General features: G+C 65.9%; 15 protein-coding genes, 2 pseudogenes and 1 other annotated feature. Of the genes and pseudogenes, 9 read left to right on the top strand and 8 right to left on the bottom strand.

The window, feature by feature from the left end; all coding sequences use genetic code 11:
• The 7 genes from J2848_RS29900 to J2848_RS29870 all read right to left on the bottom strand — a co-directional run bounded on the left by J2848_RS29900 (position 1) and on the right by J2848_RS29870 (position 6,415).
• Positions 1–180, bottom strand: coding sequence for a DUF5908 family protein (locus tag J2848_RS29900; protein WP_149234112.1), 180 nt, complete (start codon positions 178–180; stop codon positions 1–3).
• Positions 181–216: 36 nt separating this feature from the next.
• Positions 217–747, bottom strand: a complete 531-nt coding sequence (locus J2848_RS29895; RefSeq protein WP_246194234.1) for a phage tail protein — start codon at positions 745–747, stop codon at positions 217–219.
• A complete protein-coding gene (locus tag J2848_RS29890) occupies positions 747–1,199 on the bottom strand; it encodes a phage tail protein (RefSeq protein WP_149234114.1) in 453 nt (150 codons plus the stop codon). Before J2848_RS29890 ends, J2848_RS29895 begins: the two co-directional genes overlap by 1 nt.
• 38 nt (positions 1,200–1,237) lie before the next feature.
• The gene (locus tag J2848_RS29885) at positions 1,238–3,112 is read right to left on the bottom strand and encodes a phage tail sheath C-terminal domain-containing protein (protein ID WP_149234115.1); all 1,875 of its coding nucleotides are present in this window, start codon (positions 3,110–3,112) and stop codon (positions 1,238–1,240) included.
• Positions 3,113–3,167: 55 nt separating this feature from the next.
• Positions 3,168–4,472: a hypothetical protein gene (locus tag J2848_RS29880; protein WP_149234116.1), complete on the bottom strand. Its 1,305-nt coding sequence runs from the start codon at positions 4,470–4,472 to the stop codon at positions 3,168–3,170.
• Entirely contained in the window at positions 4,469–5,077 is a 609-nt protein-coding gene (locus J2848_RS29875) for a Pvc16 family protein (protein WP_149234117.1), read from the bottom strand. Before J2848_RS29875 ends, J2848_RS29880 begins: the two co-directional genes overlap by 4 nt.
• Positions 5,078–5,191: 114 nt before the next feature.
• Positions 5,192–6,415 carry a GlcNAc-transferase family protein gene (locus J2848_RS29870; RefSeq protein WP_149234118.1) on the bottom strand — a complete coding sequence of 408 codons (1,224 nt, stop codon included), beginning with the start codon at positions 6,413–6,415 and terminating at the stop codon, positions 5,192–5,194.
• A 245-nt stretch (positions 6,416–6,660) separates the two neighbouring features.
• Between J2848_RS29870 and J2848_RS29865 the strand changes: the two are divergent.
• From J2848_RS29865 to J2848_RS29830, 8 genes and pseudogenes are all read left to right on the top strand, one after another.
• Positions 6,661–6,794: pseudogene (locus J2848_RS29865) on the top strand (IS6 family transposase); the annotation flags it as partial.
• Positions 6,795–6,915: 121 nt separating this feature from the next.
• Positions 6,916–7,455 (top strand): sigma-70 family RNA polymerase sigma factor, encoded by a 540-nt coding sequence (locus J2848_RS29860; RefSeq protein ID WP_149234119.1) that lies wholly within the window; start codon positions 6,916–6,918, stop codon positions 7,453–7,455.
• 10 nt (positions 7,456–7,465) lie between these two features.
• Complete coding sequence (locus J2848_RS29855) at positions 7,466–8,497, top strand: FecR family protein (protein ID WP_149234120.1); 1,032 nt, start codon at positions 7,466–7,468, stop codon at positions 8,495–8,497.
• A 103-nt stretch (positions 8,498–8,600) separates the two neighbouring features.
• Positions 8,601–11,024 (top strand): TonB-dependent receptor, encoded by a 2,424-nt coding sequence (locus J2848_RS29850; protein WP_149234121.1) that lies wholly within the window; start codon positions 8,601–8,603, stop codon positions 11,022–11,024.
• A 6-nt stretch (positions 11,025–11,030) separates the two neighbouring features.
• Positions 11,031–12,239, top strand: coding sequence for an MFS transporter (locus tag J2848_RS29845; protein ID WP_149234122.1), 1,209 nt, complete (start codon positions 11,031–11,033; stop codon positions 12,237–12,239).
• A 4-nt stretch (positions 12,240–12,243) separates the two neighbouring features.
• On the top strand, positions 12,244–13,419 hold the full coding sequence (locus J2848_RS29840) for an ABC transporter substrate-binding protein (protein ID WP_149234123.1): 1,176 nt from the start codon (positions 12,244–12,246) through the stop codon (positions 13,417–13,419).
• On the top strand, positions 13,416–14,480 hold the full coding sequence (locus J2848_RS29835) for a FecCD family ABC transporter permease (RefSeq protein ID WP_246194220.1): 1,065 nt from the start codon (positions 13,416–13,418) through the stop codon (positions 14,478–14,480). Before J2848_RS29840 ends, J2848_RS29835 begins: the two co-directional genes overlap by 4 nt.
• Positions 14,474–15,259 (top strand): ABC transporter ATP-binding protein, encoded by a 786-nt coding sequence (locus J2848_RS29830; RefSeq protein ID WP_149234124.1) that lies wholly within the window; start codon positions 14,474–14,476, stop codon positions 15,257–15,259. The genes J2848_RS29835 and J2848_RS29830 overlap by 7 nt, the downstream gene beginning before the upstream one ends.
• Positions 15,229–15,355 (bottom strand) — a sequence feature (AL1L pseudoknot). (Overlaps the previous gene by 31 nt.)
• Here the strand turns inward: J2848_RS29830 and J2848_RS29825 are convergent.
• Positions 15,287–15,639, bottom strand: a pseudogene (locus J2848_RS29825) (transposase); the annotation flags it as partial. (Overlaps the previous feature by 69 nt.)
• A 259-nt stretch (positions 15,640–15,898) precedes the next feature.
• Between J2848_RS29825 and J2848_RS29820 the strand changes: the two are divergent.
• Positions 15,899–18,070, top strand: coding sequence for a TonB-dependent receptor (locus tag J2848_RS29820; RefSeq protein WP_170307204.1), 2,172 nt, complete (start codon positions 15,899–15,901; stop codon positions 18,068–18,070).
• The last annotated feature ends 13 nt before the right edge of the window (positions 18,071–18,083 follow it).

Genomic DNA, 18,083 nt, shown 5'->3' with positions numbered 1-18,083 from the left:
TCAGCGCGCCTCGTTCATCTGCAAGGTGCGCAGCACCTCCCGCACGCACAGCTCGACGATCTCCGCCTTGTGCGCCGGATCGAGCGCGCCCGGCTCCGGCCTGGCGCCGGTGCCGCTGACACCGCCGGACGCGTCCTGCACGACGATGCGGACGCCGATTTCGCTGATCTCAAGGGGCATGTGTGCATTCCTCCAGCTGGGTCGCTTGCGCCGCGCTCATGCGCCGCCGATCAGGGTGGAAACCGGCCCGACCATGCTGGTGGCTTCGTTCAGCGGCATGCGCGTGACATAGGCGTAGGAAAATTCGAGCACCTCGGTCAGATATTCGTTCTTCAGCGAATCGAACGGGCCGGTCACCCAGCGCACCGGCCAGGCCTGCACCACGTTCCAGGCGACCAGTGGAGCGCGGTCGGCGCCCAGCAGCGTCACCACCAGCGTTTGCGTCAGGATCGGCAGGTTCAGCGTCGAGCCGACCGTCTGCGCCGCCCATTCGGACAGGAAGGAGGGCTGCGTCACGTATCCGCGACGCAGCACCAGATTGGGGTAGCGGGTCGCGCCCGGCAGCTTGTGGACGTAGCGGTTCTCGCCGCCTTCGACCACCGTCTCGGTCTCGATGGTGGCGTCCAGGCCGGAAACCTCCTGGAAGCTGCCATCGACGGCACTCGACGACTGCAGGGATGAGCCCGACCCCGCCACCGCGACGCTGAAACAGAATCCCGGCGGCGGGTAATAGACCCCAGCGACCATCACGGAGCCGAGATGGTCATGGTTTCAAAGGCGATGTCCACGCTCTCCACCGCCACCTCGTTGCCCTCCGACTTGAGGTCGGTGCCGGTGACCTTGATCGGGAAGGCGTTGTTGAGCGTCCACACCATCTTCGGCGCGCCCGTCTCGTCGAGCAGGTTCACCACCACGGTGACGCGGGCGATGGTGTTCATCTTGATCTGGTTGAACCAGTTCCACAGCGCCGCGTCATTGACGAAGATGCCCTTGCGCATGGTCACGTTGCCGACCTTGCCGAGGCCGGGCATCTTGATCGGGTAGAAGCTGGGGCTGTCGCCGTGCCGGTACTCGATCGGAGTCACCTCGGTCTCCAGTCCGGTCACCTCCTGGAAGCTGACCGGGCCGCCGGGCAGGCCGGTGACCGAGAAGTAGAATTTTGGCAACGGCCAAGTGGAGTTCTGCGTTTCGCCTGCCATGGTCCCCTCCTAAATCAATAAGCCTGCTGTCGCGGCGATCACACGCCCTGCATGGTCTGGGTGAAGGTCAGCTCGATGAACTCGGCCGGATGGATGAGCTGCACGGTCACGTTGACGATCATGTAGCCGTTGAGCACGTCCAGGCCGGTCATGGTGGTCGGGACGCCGCACTGGACGGTGAATGCTTCGCTCGCCTTGGCGCCCATCAGACCGCCGGCCTGCCAGAACTGCGTCAGGAAATTGGAGATGCTGGCGGTCACCGTCGCCCAGGTGCCGGCATCGTTGGCGGCGAAGACGAACCCGGCCAGCGTGTTCTTGATCGACTGCTCGATGTAGATCAGCGTGCGTCGCACCTGGATGTAGCGGTAGTCCAGGCTGTTGCCGTCCAGCGTGCGCGCGCCCCACACCACGGTGCCGCGGTTGACCATGGCGCGCAGGATGTCGATGGCGTTGCCGTTGAGCGGCACGTTGTAATCGCCCTGATCGGCGTCGGTCAGCAGCACCTTCGGGGCGATGACCTCGTTCAGCGAGAGGTTGGCCGGGGCGTTCCACACGCCGCGATTGGCGTCGTTCTGTGTCCAGATCCCGGCCATGATCCCGCTGGCCGGCGCCACGTTCAGCTTGCCGACCAGGATCTCCAGCACCTGGCCGAGGAGTGGCGTGGCGTTGAGCAGATATTGTTCGAGCGACGAGATGCCGTCCGGGGTGGTCGGGGTCGGCACGGTGGAATCGGGCAGCGACACCAGCAGGCCGCCCGAGACCCCGGTGCGCGGCGAACCGCCCGAGGTCGGTGGCGGCGAGCTTTCGCTCGTGCTCGCGCTCGGCGTCGGGGTCGGCACCGCGGCAACCGGGAAGGCCGCAGCGATCCGCATGGTGACCTTGTTGAAGGTGTCGGTCGCCGTGTAGGTGCCATCGGGATTCTTGGTGGCGTAGAGGCTCTGCGCCTGCGTGGTCAGCAGGTTGTTCATCGCCAGCGTGCTGCTGTCGGAGCCCTGCAGGTTCGTATAGTCGACATCGCCGGTGCCAAGCACCGACGATTCCACCGCCGGACCATAAGCCGCGCCATAGCTGAAGTAGGGCTGCGCCGGGGCGATGGCGTCGTAGAAGGCGTCGGCCTGCGCCTTCATGGCCGTCTTGCTCCAGGTCGCCGGATCCAGCGCGCCCGGCAGATCGAGGATGGCGACGCGGTCCTGCAACTCGCTGGCCTGCTTCATCATCGCGACGGCGATGGAGCTGTAATCGGTGGTCGACAGCAGGCAGGCGTCGGGAATGACCAGCATCGTCGCGCCCCGGGTGTCGTTGGCGACGGTGAGGCCGGCCATCAGGTCCGCCGCCGAGACAGTGGTGGCCGTCGCATCCGGCGTCGGATCGACGCTCTGCTTGCCCCAGTAGTTGTTCACCGAAATGACGAAGCATGAGCCGCCGCCGTTGGCGAAGAACAGCTGCATCGATAGATAAAGGTTGAAGCGGGGAACGATGGTGCCGCCGACCGATGTGGTGCCGACCAGATATTGGCCGGTCATGATGGTCTGGTCGTCGACGCTCGATCCGTACGACATCGACGCTTCGAAATCATAAGCGGGCAGTACCGGCGCCGGCGTGGTGGTCGCCGGGGTGGTCGTCGGGGTGGGCGAGGGCGACGGGGTGGGCGTCGGCGGAGGCGTCAGGTCGCTGACGACATACTGCGTGTCGTAGCCCTTGCCGAAGTAGCTGTAATAGTCGGCCATGGAGTTGAGCTGGATCGCCTGCAGGTAGACCTGCTTCTTGCTCGACGGATCCATCGCCGTTTCGGTGTAGCCGATGAAGATCGGCACCGCTGTTTCCACGCCGACGACGCTCGGCGGGAAGGCTGAGAATTCCGTCACGTAGACGCCGGGTGTCTTACGGTTCTTCTGCAGGGTGTTGGCTGCCATGGTGCCTTGTTCCTTCCGCGCTGGAGCCGGTGCGTGAGCGGCCGAGGCCGCAGGTTCAGACGTAGACGAAGATTTCCGACGTGCCGGTGCTGTCCTGGCCGCTGTTCTGGCCGTCGGTGCTGGAAAGACTGCGGGTGCCGGTTTTTCCTTTCCTGCCGGCGGGAGGGCCGCCGGCATCGGAGTGCTGCGGCGCCGGCCATACCGGGGAGGCGGGCGCGACCGGCAGACGGGAGATCAGCAGATCGTTCTCCTGGCCGCTGGTATCGCGCCGGCGTCCGGTCAGGCGGAACCGTTCCGGCGACTTCTGGCGCAGGGGCAGGGCATCCTGCGACTCGAAGAGGATCGCCGACGCGCCGTCGGGGAGGCGCACTGGATGGGGCTGCTGGCGGAAGCTGGTTCCCGTCCCGGTGATGTTGAGATCTTCCAGGGTCCCGCCCGCATCCTGCGCCACCACATAGTACTGCCAATAGGTCGACCGTGCGTCGAAGGGCAGCCGATAGGTCAGGCCGTTTCCCGGCGTGCCTGCCTGCCGGACATGGGACGGTCGCCGCAGCGGGTAGACGCCGCGGCTGTTTGGTGTCGGCCGGGTGAACAGGATCTCCAGTGCGCCCATCGTCACCGGGCGCGGCGGCACATAGAGCGTTTGGCGCGGGTACAGGTGATCGTCGATGGCCTGCCCGTCGGCCCCCTCGAGCGAGACCGTATAGTAGCCGTAGGTGCACTGGCCGAGGTCGATGGTGACCCGCGTGGGGTTGGTCGCCTTGTCGCTGGGAGTGATCGGAAAGCGATGGACCACCGCCCCGGAAAGGTCGGCCAGCGTGACATATGCGGTGTCCGGCGTCACCGGCACCGTCATCTGGGATCCCGTCACCGGAACCAGCGTGGCGCCGTTCATGTACCGGCGGGGTGGCAGGACGACGCTGTCGCCGCTGCCGTGCGCCGTCATGTTGTTGGCATAGAAGTTGACCTCGGTCGGCTTGGTGGAGACGGGCACGGCAGTGATGCCGATGAACTGCGGATTGACCATGGTCATCAGAAAGGTCAGGCGGGTCCAATATTCGGGAGGCCCAAGTCCGCTGCGGGCCTGGCGACGCAGATATTGGACCAGACCCTCGACGGCGTAGGGCTGGATGAGGACGCTGAACCCCGCGTCCTCCTCCTTGAACAGCATGCCCAGCGAAGCCATCAGCGAAGCCGAGGCGGAGTCCGGCGCGAAGCGCAGGTCGCGGCACAGCCCGGCATTCTGCGTGTAGTAGGTGTGAGTCACCACGACGCTGAAAAGCCTCTCGAACACGCTCCGGCGGGTTCCCGGCGCGTAACGGAAGGATTTGACCGCGCCGGAGCCGGCTGCCGCGCTCATGGCCACTGCGCCGGTTGGGGCGCCGGTTGGGGCGTTTCGCTGATGGAGCCGCCCCGGGCGGGATAGGTGCGGCTCTGCATGGCGGGCGCGGCGAAGGGCAGCATGCGCAGCTTGTAGAAGGCGGCGGGCAGATACTTCGTGCCCAACATGCCCATGACGTAGTTGACCTCGACCGGTCCCAGGCTTTCGAGTTCCATGGTGATCTTGTCGATGTCCGCCCCCAACTCCGGCGCGTTCGACTGGTTGAACCAGGGGGTCTGCTGGAAATAGGAGATCAGCCGGGAGATGGCGCCAAGCCCGTCCAGATAGGTCTGCGCCGCGAAGTTCGCCATGAACATCAGGTGGATGTCGATGAAGATGGGCGGCTGAACGATGGCGAAGGAATCCGGACCCGGCTTTGCCGGCGCGTAGCTGCTGACCACGTTCTCCTTGGTGATGTTGTAGACGGTCATCACGATCTTATCCTTGGCGGCATCGTTGACGCTGCCGTCATGGCCGACAATACTGGTCAGCGTGATCCAATCATCGCCGCGGCGATCAATATTCTGGAGGTATTCGTTGGAAAGACTCTGAATAACCGTAAGCGTTTTTAATATTATGTCCATGGTTAGCCTATAAAATTTAAATGTGAGAGAAAAACATATTCAAAACAGAGAGCAAAAATATGGATAAGGGATCCGGGGCCCAGGCGTCATGTGCGAATTTTTCCATGGTGGAGATCATGGCGCGCCGCCCAGCTTGTCGAGCCATCCCCGAGACCGGCTGACCGGCCAGACGGTCCAGCGCGCCGGCCGTTGCGCCGACAGGAAGCGCCGCGCGATCACGATCTCCGGCGCATCGCCGGCGACCAGCATGCGCAGTTCCGGCCCTGCCGCATCGGCCCGGTGGATCTCCACGTCGTTTTCGTCGTGGAACCCGACATACCAGAATGACGGATCGGCCAACGCCGCCGATGGCAACTCGGCCCGGCTGAGGGTGATGCGCAGATCCCACCGCCGCAACGCGTTCGGGTCGTCGGACGCGCCGGGCGTTCCCGGCTCCGATCCCTGGCGGACCGCCGGCAGCGCGGTCCGCTTGCGGAAATCCAGCCCGGCGTAAGCCTCGTAGTCGGCGAACGACCGAGCCGTGCCGCAGCCGAACGGCCCGTAGACCGGCTGGGTCAGGAACCGGGAAACCTTGGCTCTGCTGGCCTTGTCGCGGACGTTCCAGGGCTGTCCCACCGTCTGCCCGGCCACATGGTCGCCCCAGTGCTTTGGCCGGTGGGTCCGGGAATATTCGTGCCACAGCACATGCGCCGACGGGTGGAACAGGTCGTAGCCATGAGTGAAGGCACGCACGGCCAGCGTGATCTCCTCGCCGATGAAATAAAGCGACGGGTCGTACGGCACGTCGTGCACGAAGGACCCCGGCGCGAACAGGAAATGCCCGGAGACGAAGCGCGCACGCAACGGCCGGCTGCCCCGCCGGGCCGGGTCGATGGCGCGCGGACGGAACAGCGCGATACCATCCTCGGTGAAATGGTCGAGATCCATCTGCATCGGATCGGGGGGCTGGCGCGTGCCGGTGGACGGGTCGTAGGCCGCCACGTAGGTGCTCAGCACCGGCTTCGCTGTCTGGCAGCGCTGCGCCTGCTCCATCAGGATGGCGTCCCAATGGCGGGCGAAGCGGTGGTGGGAATCGATCTGCAGGAAGAAGTCCTCGCCGTTCCACAACTTCATGATCTCGGCCCGCGCCCAGCAGGCGCCGGCACTGTCGCGCCAGGGCACGGCGATCACCTGGAAGCGCGGATCAGCGAACTCGGCCGGTCGCTCCTCGTCGTCGCCATGCTGCCAGCAGATGCCGAAGCGCAGCGCCTCCGGATCGCGTGCCTGCGCGATGCAGTCGCGGATCGTCGGAATCAACTCGGAGTCGCGATAGGAGGCGATCGATATGAAGATCGTCATGTTCCCGGCGCAGAGGGGTGAGTGAGAGGAGTGATTTCCGTCTCAGGGTGCAATAAGTGCTGTCAGGAAAACTATCATGCTCGATCGACGCGAGCAACTTTTTGAATTTGCACCCGTATATGTACGCATATTTCGGAATGGAAATCTTGCTGCGATGCGGAATGCATCCGATAACGCGCATTGCGCTCTGTTGCAAAACTGGCCGGCAGGCGGCGAAGGGCTGGATGCCGGAGGGAGCCCCAGCCATGTCGGACTCCAAGGGACGCCATTTCAATGGTGAGTCATCCTCTGGGGGATACGCTGGCAGCGCCGGTACGGCATCAGCACCCTTGATCTCGAACAGATGATGGCCGAGCACGGCGTCACGGTCGATCGCTCAAGGCAGGGCGCCGTCAGCGGGAGGCCACAAAACGGCGACTTCCATAGTATGCAGCGAATATGATAGTGATTGTCATTCTCATATTTATGTTCAGGCGGACCAGGGGCCGGGGGGTCAGTATATGTCCATCAAACAACCTGTACTCGAAGACGCCTGTGGGACTGCTCAGTTTGGACTGTTCTACAGCGAGCATCATGGCTGGCTGCACAACTGGTTACGACGCAAGTTGGGATGTACGCACAACGCAGCCGATGTGGCGCAGGACACATTCCTGCGTATCCTGGCCTCACGCGACGCGTTGCTGGGCATCCGCGAACCCCGTGCCTTCCTCACCACCACGGCGAAGCGCCTGCTGTTGGATCGTGCGCGCCGCCAGACGATCGAGCAGGCCTATCTGGCCGAGCTGGCGCTCGCTGCCGAGACGATAGCCGGCCATCCGTCGCCGGAGGATGTGCTTGCCGCGGTACAGGCGCTCGAGCAGATCGGTGCTGCCTTGCAGGCGGTATCGGCCAAGGCGCGGGAGGCCTTCCTGATGCATTATCTGGACGGCCAGACCCATGCCTCCATCGCCGGTCACCTCGGCGTGTCGACGCGGATGGTGCAGAAATATCTGGCGCAGTGCCTGTTGCAGTGCTGCCGGGTGCGCGACAGCCATCTGTGAGGCGCCCGACATGAGTGCGAAAACCCGGAACACGACCGACGATGCCATTGCCGAAGAGGCGGCACGGTGGGTGGTTGCGCTGACGGCGGACAGTGCGGCCGAGCGCGAACAGGCACGCGCCGGCTTCGAGCGCTGGCAGAAGGAAGATCGCCGCCACGCCGAAGCCGCTGCCGGCATGGAACATCTGGTGGAGCAGCTGCAGCGCATGCGCGCCGGGGGCACCACCCGGCCGGCCCGCGCTGCCTTGAACGCGGCGCTCGCCAGCGGCAGGCGCACACGCTCCCGCCGTCCGGTGGCGGCGCTTGCGATCGTCCTGGCACTCGGCCTGCCGGGCTGGCTGGCGGTTCGGGCCTATCCTCCCGCCGAACTGATGGCCGCCCTGACCGCCGATGCGCACACGGGGACCGGGGAATGGGCCAGCCGGACGTTGGCTGACAACACCCGGTTGACGCTCGGCAGCGGCAGTGCCGTCGATCTGCGTTTCGACGAAAGCCGGCGCACGGTGGAACTGCTGCGGGGTGAGATTTTCGTTGACGTGGCACCCGATGCCAGCCGCCCGTTCGTGGTGGAGACGCCGCAAGGCCGGATGCGGGCGCTGGGCACGCGCTTCTCGGTGTCCCGGGAGACGGACAGGGGAGAGGATGCCACTGTGCTGACGGTGGTCGAATCCAAGGTTTCCGTCGAAATCCCGGCGTTGCCGGACCGTCTGGTCGTCCAGGCCGGCCAGCGCTTGCGGCTGACCGCCGCCGGGCCTGGGCCGGTGACCGCCGTCGATGTGCGCAGCGTGGAGGGCGCCTGGCGTTTCCGCCAGCTGGTGGTGCAGGGGGAGCCGCTGCCGGACGTGCTGGAGCGGTTGAGCCGCTACCGCCGGGGCCTCATCCACTTCGACCGTGCCGCGCTGCAATCCTATACGGTCTCCGCCGTCCTGCCGCTGGACGACACCGACCGGGCGCTCAGCCTGCTGACGGCCAGCTTCCCGGCCATCCGGGTACGGACCCTGACGCCATGGGTGGTACTGGTGGACGCGCCGGGCCACCCATAAACGGAGTGCGGAAAAGAGCGGAAAAAATTCGTTGGGTCGGTTCGGCTTTCCGGATCTCGTCCGTCAAGGGAAGCGAGACCTCCGCCATGGAAAGCCGTCCAACATGCCGTTCAAGCACGCCCGCGCCGCCGTCCTCCCTCTTGCCGCCGCCTTGCTGTTCACCACCGCCGGCGTCGTGCCGGCCCGTGCCCAGTCCGCCGCTCAACCCGCCGGCCAACCCGCTGCCCGCTACGACATTCCGGCCGGACCGCTGGCCGACGCGCTGAACCACTTCGCGCAGCAGTCCGGCACCGCCATCGTCGTGGATGCCGACAAGGTGAAGGGGCTGCGCTCTCCCGGCCTCCGGGGCAGCTATGGCGTGGACGAAGGGTTCGCGGCACTGCTGCAAGGCAGCGGCTACCGCATCGCCAGGACGCCGGCCGGCTATGTCCTGGTGGCGGCATCGGTGGCGGGGCAGGCCGGGGCCGACGGGGCGATGACGCTGCCGGAGGTGACGGTGTCCGCCGGCGCGACGCATCCGGACGCGTTGCCGCAGGCTTACGCCGGCGGACAGGTGGCGCGCGGCGGGCGTATCGGCGTGCTGGGCAACCGCGATATCATGGACACCCCGTTCAGCGTCACCAGCTACACCGCCAAGAAAATCGAGGACGATCAGGCGACCACCGTCGCCGACGTCGTGGCCGGCGATCCGTCGGTGCGGACCAGCGGCCAGACCGGCGGCATGCTCGATGCCTTCTTCATCCGCGGCTTTCCCGTCGGCGAGGGCAATCTGGGCGAGATCAGCTTCGACGGCGTCTATGGCGTGGCTCCCAACTACCGCGTCTTCGCCGACTACGCGGAGCGGATCGAAGTGATCAAGGGTCCCACCGCGCTGCTGTCCGGCATGTCGCCCAGCAGCAGCATCGGCGGCGGCATCAACATCGTTCCCAAACGCGCCGCCGATACCGACCTGACGCGGCTGACGGCCGAATATGTCGGCACCTCGCAGTTCGGCGGACAGCTGGACGTCGGCCGCCGTTTCGGCCCCAACGGGGAATTCGGCGTCCGCTTCAACGGCAGCTACCGGGGTGGCGACACGCCGCTGGACAACCAGTCGCGCGAGGCGCGCGTCGGCGCGCTGGCCCTCGACTATCGTGGCGAACGGCTGCGTGCATCGCTCGACCTGCTGGAACAGAAGGAGGAATTCAACGCGCCGTCCCGCCCGTTTCTGATCGCGGCCGGTGTGCCGGTGCCTTCGGCTCCCGACGGCCGGCGCAACATCACCCAGCCCTGGGCATGGTCGGAGGTCACCGACCGCGCGGCGCTCCTGCGCGGCGAATATGACCTGACCGACAGCGTGACGGTGTTCGCCGATGCCGGCGGCGGCTGGACCGATGTGGAGCGGCTTTTCGGCACGCCGACCATCCTCAACGCGCGCGGCGACACCAGCGAGACGCCGGAGCACTACAAGTTCGACGTCGAGCGCTCGACGCTGGATGCCGGGCTGCGGGCGCGCTTCGACACCGCCATGGTCAGCCACAGCATGACCGTCCAGGCCAGCCGCTACCACGACACGCTGTCGCGCGGCCTGACCGGCGGCCGGGCGGTGGCGTCGAACATCTACAGCCCGGTCGACCGGATCGCCCAGTCGGTCGCCGCGCCCGGCTGGGTGCCGAAGATCTCGGAAACCGACCTGACCGGCGTCGCGCTGTCCGATACGCTGGGCATCCTGAACGACCGCGTGCAGTTGGTTCTGGGCGTCCGGCAGCAGACCATCAAGTCGGAGAATTTCAGCGCCACGACCGGCGCCACCACCTCGTCCTACAAGAAGAGCACGGTCACGCCCATGGCCGCCCTCGTCCTGAAGCCGCGCGACAGCGTCACCGTCTATGCCAACTACATCGAGGGGCTGAGCAAGGGCGATGTCGCGCCGACCACCGCCGTCAACGCCGGCGAGGCCCTGTCCCCCTATGTCGCCAAGCAGTACGAGGCCGGCGTGAAGCTCGACTTCGGCCAGCTGGGTGCCAGCGCCAGCCTGTTCCAGATCACCAAGCCGTCAGGGCAGCTGACCGGCAACGTCTATTCGGCCGGAGGCGAGCAGCGCAACCGCGGTCTGGAACTCTCCGTCTTCGGCGAGGTGGCGCCGTCGGTCCGGCTGCTGGCCGGCGTGACCTTCGTCGACGCCGAACTGACCAGGACCAACAGCGCCGCCACCCGCGGCAACACGCCGGTCGGCGTGCCGAAGATGCTGGCGAACCTCAGCGCCGAGTGGGACACGCCGTTCCTGGACGCCCTCACCCTGGTCGGCAACGTCGCGCACACCGGCGGGCAGTACGTCAACGTCGCCAACACGCAGCGCATTCCGGCCTGGACCCGGCTCGACCTGGGGGCGCGCTACCGCACGACCATTCACGACCGGCCGGTCACCGTCCGGGCGACCGTGCAGAACGTGCTGGACACCGAATACTGGTCCGGCGTGGCGAGCTGGGGCGGTGTGTCGCAGGGGGCGCCGCGCACCGCGCTGCTGTCCGTCTCGACCGATTTCTAAAGCCGGATGACCAGCGTTTCCCTGGCGCCGGACCGTGTCCGGCGCGCCGTCCGCATCCTGTTCGCGGTCCAGTTCGTCTCCATGGGCGCCATGGAGATGAGCGGCCCGTTCTGGCCGGTCCATCTCGCTTCCTACAACCCGCCGGGCTGGCTGTTCGGCGTCGCAGGGACCGCCGTCTATGTCGGGCCGATGCTGGGCGTCGCGCTGACCGGCTCCTTCTGGGGACGGGTCGGCGACCGCTTCGGACACCGGCTGATGATGATCCGGGCCTTGCTCGGGCTCGCGCTGACACAGCTGGCGCTGGCCTTCGCCGGCGACGTCTGGACGATCCTGGCGCTGCGTTTCCTGCAAGGGGCCTGTGCCGGATACATCGCCCCGGCCCAGGCCTATGGGGTCGGCATCGAATCGCCTGCGGCGCGGACGCGTCTCTTCGCCCATCTGCAGGTCTCCACCAATGTCGGTTCGGTCGTCGGGGCGGTGGCGGGGGGCGTGATCCTCGATCATGCGGCGTTCTTCTGGATCAACGCCGCCGCCGCTGCGATATGCGCCGCCTGTGCGGTGGCCGTGGCGACGCTGTTGCCCGACATGCCTCCGCCCGCCTCCGGTACCAGGACCCCGGTGCCGGCAGGCCGGCCCGCGGTGGGATCCCGGCTGTCGGCGCCGGTTTTCGCCCTGCTCGGCGTCATGGGGCTGCTGCTCGTCGCCCGCATGATCACGCAAGCGCCCTTCTCGCTGTATGTGACGTCGGTTCTGGGTGCCGGTACCGGGGTGACGGGGCTGTGCTACGCGATGCTGGCGCTGGGCTTCGTGATCGCGGCTCCCATCTGGGCCCGGCATTTCGAGGGCATGGCGCGGACGGCGGCGCTTCGCCGGATGACCTGTGTGGCGGCGGGCTGCGCCGGCCTGATGGCGGTTGCCGGCCTGACCGCCAGCGTCGCCGTCTTCGCCGCCGTCTATCTCGCCTGGGGCGTCCTGTTGGGGGCCACGACGCCGGTGCTGATGGCGCTGGTCTCCCGCGCGACGGACGGGGCGCAGCAGGGCCGGATCCTCGGCGTGGCGCAGAGCACGACTCAGGGCGCCTCCATGGCTGGCATCGCCCTGGGGGTTGGACTGGGCCAGACGGTCGGGTTCGAGCACACGTATTTCTTCGTCGCCGCGGCCTACGCGGCGGGTGCCGTCGCCCTGTGCATGACGGCACGCGATCGACACAGGTGACATCATGGCGTTCCTTGGCAAGGCGTTCCTCGGCAAACCGACGATCCTCGCGGGCCTCTGCGCCCTGGGCATCCTGTCGGCGTTCGACGTCACGGCATCCGGTGCGGCGAAGGCGGCATCGGTGACCGATCTCGCCGGACGCACGGTGGAGGTCCGCACGCCGGTGCGGCGCGTCATCCTGGGCGAGGGGCGGCAGCTCTATGTCGTGGCGCTGCTGGACCGCGAGGATCCGACCCGCCGCATCGCCGGCTGGCGCAAGGATCTGATCCAGGCCGACCCGGACACCTACGCTCAGTATCTGCGGGCCTTCCCGGAGATCGCCCGCATCCCGACCTTCGGCGGGATGGACGACGGCACCTTCGACCTGGAAAAGGCGATCGCCCTGCAGCCCGATGTCCTCATCCTCAACGTCGAGGCGCAGCGGTCCAGCGAGGACGCGCGCGTCATCGAGAAGCTGGGGGCGCTGGGCATCCCGGTCGTCTACGCCGATTTCCGCCATAAGCCGCTGGAGCACACCGAGCCGACGATCCGCCTGTTCGGCCGGCTGTTCGGGCAGGAGGAGCGCGCCGAAGCGTTCATCGCCTTCCGTGCCGAGCAGATCCGGCGCGTCACCGACGTGATCGCCGCCAGCAAGCCGCAGCGCCCGAAAATCTTCATCGAGCGCATCGGCGGCTACACTCCGGACTGCTGCCTGACCTTCGGCAACGAGAATTTCGGCCGGCTGGTGGAGATGGCCGGCGGCAGCAACATCGCCAGGGATCTGATCCCCGGCACCTTCGGTCAGCTGAGCCCGGAGCGGGTGATCGCCGCCGACCCCGATCAGGTCGTGGTGACCAGCGCCAATTGGGAAGCCTACGTCCCCGGCGGCGGCTGGATCGGCGTCGGGCCGGGCGCCGACCTGGGCGAAGCCGCGCGAAAGCTGAGCGCCTTCACCGGGCGCCCCGCCTACACCGGCATCCGGGCCAACGCCACCGGCTCCTTCCACGCCATCTGGCACCAGTTCTACAACAGCCCCTACCAGTTCGTGGCGCTCCAGCAGCTCGCCAAATGGTTCCATCCCACCCTGTTCGCCGACCTCGATCCGGAAGCGACCTTCCGCGCGCTGCACGAGCGTTTCCTGCCCATCCCGTATCAGCCCGGCTACTTCGTGTCGCTCGGCGGAAAGGCGACCAGACCGTGACCCAAGCGATGCCATTGCCGGATTCATCGACCCGCCACGGCTACCGCGCGGTGGTCAGGCGCAAGCGGCTGCTGCTCGGCCTGCTGGCGCTGGCACTGCTGTGCAGCCTGCTGCTCGACCTCGCACTGGGGTCCGTGCGCCTCGGCCCATGGGAGGTGGTGCAGGCGCTGCTGTCCCCGGACAGCGTGCCGCCGCAGGCGCGCGTGGTGATCTGGGACATCCGCCTGCCCGTGGCACTGATGGCCGTGGTCGTCGGCGCGGCGCTGTCGCTGGCCGGGGCGCAGATGCAGACGATCCTCAACAACCCCCTGGCCAGCCCCTTCACCCTGGGCATCTCGGCGGCCGCCAGTTTCGGCGCGGCGCTGGGTCTCGCCTTCGGCCTGCGGCTGCTGCCGGTGGCGGCGGAGTACATGCTGCCGCTGAACGCCTTCGTCATGGCCATGCTCACGGCCCTGATCATCCACGCGCTGAGCCTCAAGCGCGGGGTGACGGCGGAGACCATCGTCCTCCTCGGCATCGCGCTGGTCTTCACCTTCAACGCCCTGCTGGCGCTGGTGCAGTATTTCGCGACCGAGCAGGCGGTCGCCGCCGTGGTGTTCTGGACGATGGGAAGCCTGACCAAGGCCACCTGGGGCAAGCTGGCGATCACCACGGCGGTGCTGGTCGCGACCCTTCCGCTCTTCCTGCGGCGGGCCTGGGCGCTGACGGCGCTGCGCCTGGGCGACGACAAGGCGGCCAGCTTCGGCGTGGACGTGCGCCGGCTGCGCCTGCACACGCTGGTGCTGGTCAGCCTGCTGGCCGCGTTCCCGGTGGCCTTCGTCGGCACCATCGGCTTCATCGGACTGGTCGGCCCCCACATCGCCCGCATGCTGATCGGCGAGGACCAACGCTTCTTCCTGCCGGCCTCGATGCTGGCGGGGGCGGTCATCCTGTCGCTGAGTTCGGTCGTCAGCAAAATCCTGATTCCGGGCACGATCTTTCCGATCGGGGTCGTCACCTCGCTGATCGGCATTCCGTTCTTCATCTCGCTGATTCTGGGAAGCAGGAGGCGCGCATGGTGACGCTGCAACTCGACGGCGTCGGCGCCTTTCACGGGCGCCATCTCACCATTTCCGGAATCAGCACCCAGGCCTTCGCGGGTGGCGAGGTCGTGGCGGTCATCGGCCCGAACGCCGCCGGCAAGTCGACGCTGTTCAAGCGCATGGCCGGCCTCCTCGGCGGTCCCGGCGAGGTTGCGGTGGCGGGAACGCAGCGCGGGACCTCCGGCATCTGCTATATGCCCCAGGACCCGCCGACGAGTGCGGCGCTGACCGTTTACGAGTCCGTCCTGCTTGCCCGCAAGCAGAACGCCTCATGGGTGGTGCATGACACGGATCTGGCGGCGGTCGACGAGGTCCTGGCGTCGCTGGGCATCGCCGACATCGCCTTCCGAAGCCTGGGTGAACTCAGCGGCGGCCAGCGGCAGCTCGCCTCGCTGGCGCAGACGCTCGCTCGCGATCCCGAGATCCTGCTGATGGACGAGCCGACGAGCGCGCTGGACCTGCACCGGCAGATGCAGGTGCTGTCCCTCGTCCGCGACCTTGTGCGGCAGCGAGGGATTCTTGCCTTCATCGCCTTGCACGACCTCAACCAAGTCCTGCGCTTCGCCGACAAGGTCCTGGTGCTTGCCGGCGGAAGGTCCCGTGGCAGCGGCCCCTGCAAAGAGGTCATCACCGTCGACCTGCTGCGTCAGGTCTACAGGGTCGACGCCCGGATCGAATGCTGCTCCCAAGGCAGCAGCCACGTCATCATCGATGGGTATAGCGCTGCCGGTGGCGAAATTCCTCATCGGGCTGGCTAACGGGAACTGAGTGAACCGCACCGGAGCGCGGTACACGTCGATGAAGGCGATCATTTCTTGAACGGGCGGTCGAGTTCCGCCTGGGCGAAATACGCCGATGCCTTGCGTAGGATCTTATTCGCCTGGCGCAGCTCTCGGTTTTCGCGTTCCAGCGCCTTGATCCGCTCCTGCTCGTCCGTTGTCGGACCGGGCCGTTTGCCCTGATCACGCTCGGCCTGCCAAACCCAGTTCCGCAGCGTCTTTGGATTGCAGCTGATCTTCGCAGCGATCGAGCTGATCACCGCCCGCTGCGACGCATGTTCGCCTTCGTGCTCGAACACCATCCGAACCGCGTGCTCGCGGACTTCAGGGGCGTACTTGGGTGATGCCTGTTTCGTCATGATGACCCCACTCTCTCGGATGATGGGGCCTCCGACGAACCCGGGGCGGTTCAAGGCTTGCTGGTCCGGATCATCGACTACCGGCTCAGCGACGTGCCGGGAGTTGAACCTATGTACCGGCTGGGAGGCCGCAGTTTGGCCGGATTGACCTATTGATTGGCGAGACTGCGAGAGCGTGTTTTGCCGAATTCAGTCTATTCTGACGCTAATGCGGATCATTCGCATTAAGCCGCCGCAGATTATCGTATTGGAACGACAAATGAACCCCTCGAACACCTACAAGCTGCCGGCCAAGCTGCCGGCGAGTCCGATATGTTTGCTTGCGACGTTTCTTGCTTCGGGATGGGCCTGTGTCGCAGAAGCGCAAACGGCACCAGCACAGACAAAGCCCGCGCAAACGAATGCCCAGCCGGACACTCTGGTCCTCGACCCTGTCGAGGTGACGGCCAGAAAGACCAGGGAGGACCTGAAAAATGTCCCTGAAAGCATCACCGTCGTTCCCCCGGAAAGCTTGAAGGCCGCACCATTCGATCCCGGCGCGGCCATCGCCCGCAATTCACCGAACGTGCAGTGGATCAGCAAAGCCACGGGTCAGCAGTTTTTCTCGATTCGCGGCGTGAGTTCGCTCGGAACGCCCGTCAATTTTTCCGATGGCACGGTCGCCTTCAATATCGACGGCGTGCCGAACAGCATGATGAGCGCTTCCAACATTCTCCTCGATGTCAATCGGGTCGAGGTTATGCGCGGCCCGCAGGGTACACTGTGGGGCAGCAATGCCCTCGGCGGCGCCATCAACGTCGTTACCAATCAGCCGGACGGGACGCGCGATATCCATGCCACCGGCGAGATCGGCTCGAACGGTTATCGCATGGGTGAGATGGTTCTGGGCGGCAATATCATCGCCGATGCGCTCGATGGACGCATGGCCGTTCGTTTCGGCCACCAGGACGGCGACATCCGCAGCTTGTACACCAACGATCTTGGCGAGCGCGATATCGCGGCATTTCGTGGCGGGCTGCGCTTCACCGGGATCGAAAATACGACCGTCACCCTGACCGGCAGCTACCTCCGGGATGAAGGCAATCCACCGTTCTATCTCCTGCGCAATACGTCACGATCTCCGCTCAGCGGAACCTTGACCGAACCAAGTTCGCGGACGACCCAAGGCGGCGCCACGGTGACGGTGGAACACGAATTCGACGCTTTCAGATTCACCTCCGTCAGCGCCTATCAGCACAACAAACTGGACAGCAAATCCGACAACACCGACAAGCTGCTCTACGACGCCCTTGGATTTCCAGCCTTCAGTTCCCGCGGTCACCTCGACGATCGAGAGAACATCTACAGCCAGGAGCTTCGGCTGAATTCTCTTGAAGGCGATCCGGTCCGATGGGTCATAGGCGCCAGTGTCGCTCGCACCGAGGGGAGCCGTGCGTGCGTCAGCACGCAGTGCGCACCCCCGCCTTACTTCGATGCCATTACAATGAACACCGATCTCGACAGCACCAATCTCGGTGTGTTCGGTGACATTTCGATCCCGTTCGCAGAGCGATGGGAGTTTTCGATCGGCGGTCGATTGAACCATGATGACATCGAACTCAAGCGCAGGAACTCGCGGGACATCGCCGCTCTGACAGGCTCGAATTCGACCTCGCAAACCTATCCGACGGGCCGGACGGCGCTGGCTTACAAGTGGTCGGATGAGGTCCAGACCTATGTCTCGCTGGCGCGCGGACACGCCACCCGGGTCTATCCGTTGTTCGGCTATCCGGTGAACGGCGTGGTGGACGATCCGTATCCGGCGGCGACCGGCTGGACCTATGAGGCCGGCCTAAAGACAAGCCTGTTCGACGACCGACTCAAGCTCGACGCCGGCGTCTATCACAACGACATCAAGAATGGCGTCCTGTCCTACCTCGATCCCGCGCTCGGAGCGTTCCGCACGACCTATCAGGATTACGAGACCACCGGCTTCGAGCTTCAGGGCCGTGCGCTCATCGCAGATGGGCTGATCCTGACGGGGGGCCTCGGCTACACTCACAGCAAGCTGGGAGCCAATGGCGCCAGCACCAACACCGTTGCGGGGAACGGGGTGCCCAACGCGCCGAAATGGACCGCCGCCACGGGACTGCAATACGACACCTCGGCCGGCGTCCTCACTCTTCCGGGCCGGTTGTCCTTCGGGGTGCAGTATCAGTTCACCGGAAGCCGTCCCGCCGATGTCGACAATTCGTTTGATCTGAAGCCCTACCACATTGTCGATGCGCGGGTCGGGTGGAACAACGATGCGAATGATCTGGAAATCTATGCCTTCGGGCGCAATCTCCTCGACCAACGTGCCGAAACGTTCGGGGCGCGCTTTGTCGGTGTCGAAACCGTCGCGGCCGGACCGGGCCGCATCGTCGGGCTCGGGATCACCAAGAGCTTCTGATCGTGAGCAGGTC

The organism is Azospirillum lipoferum (assembly GCF_024170005.1).
GTDB lineage: Bacteria > Pseudomonadota > Alphaproteobacteria > Azospirillales > Azospirillaceae > Azospirillum > Azospirillum lipoferum.
Note: the sequence above shows the minus strand (reverse complement) of the source record. Positions and strands in the feature narration are given on the sequence as shown.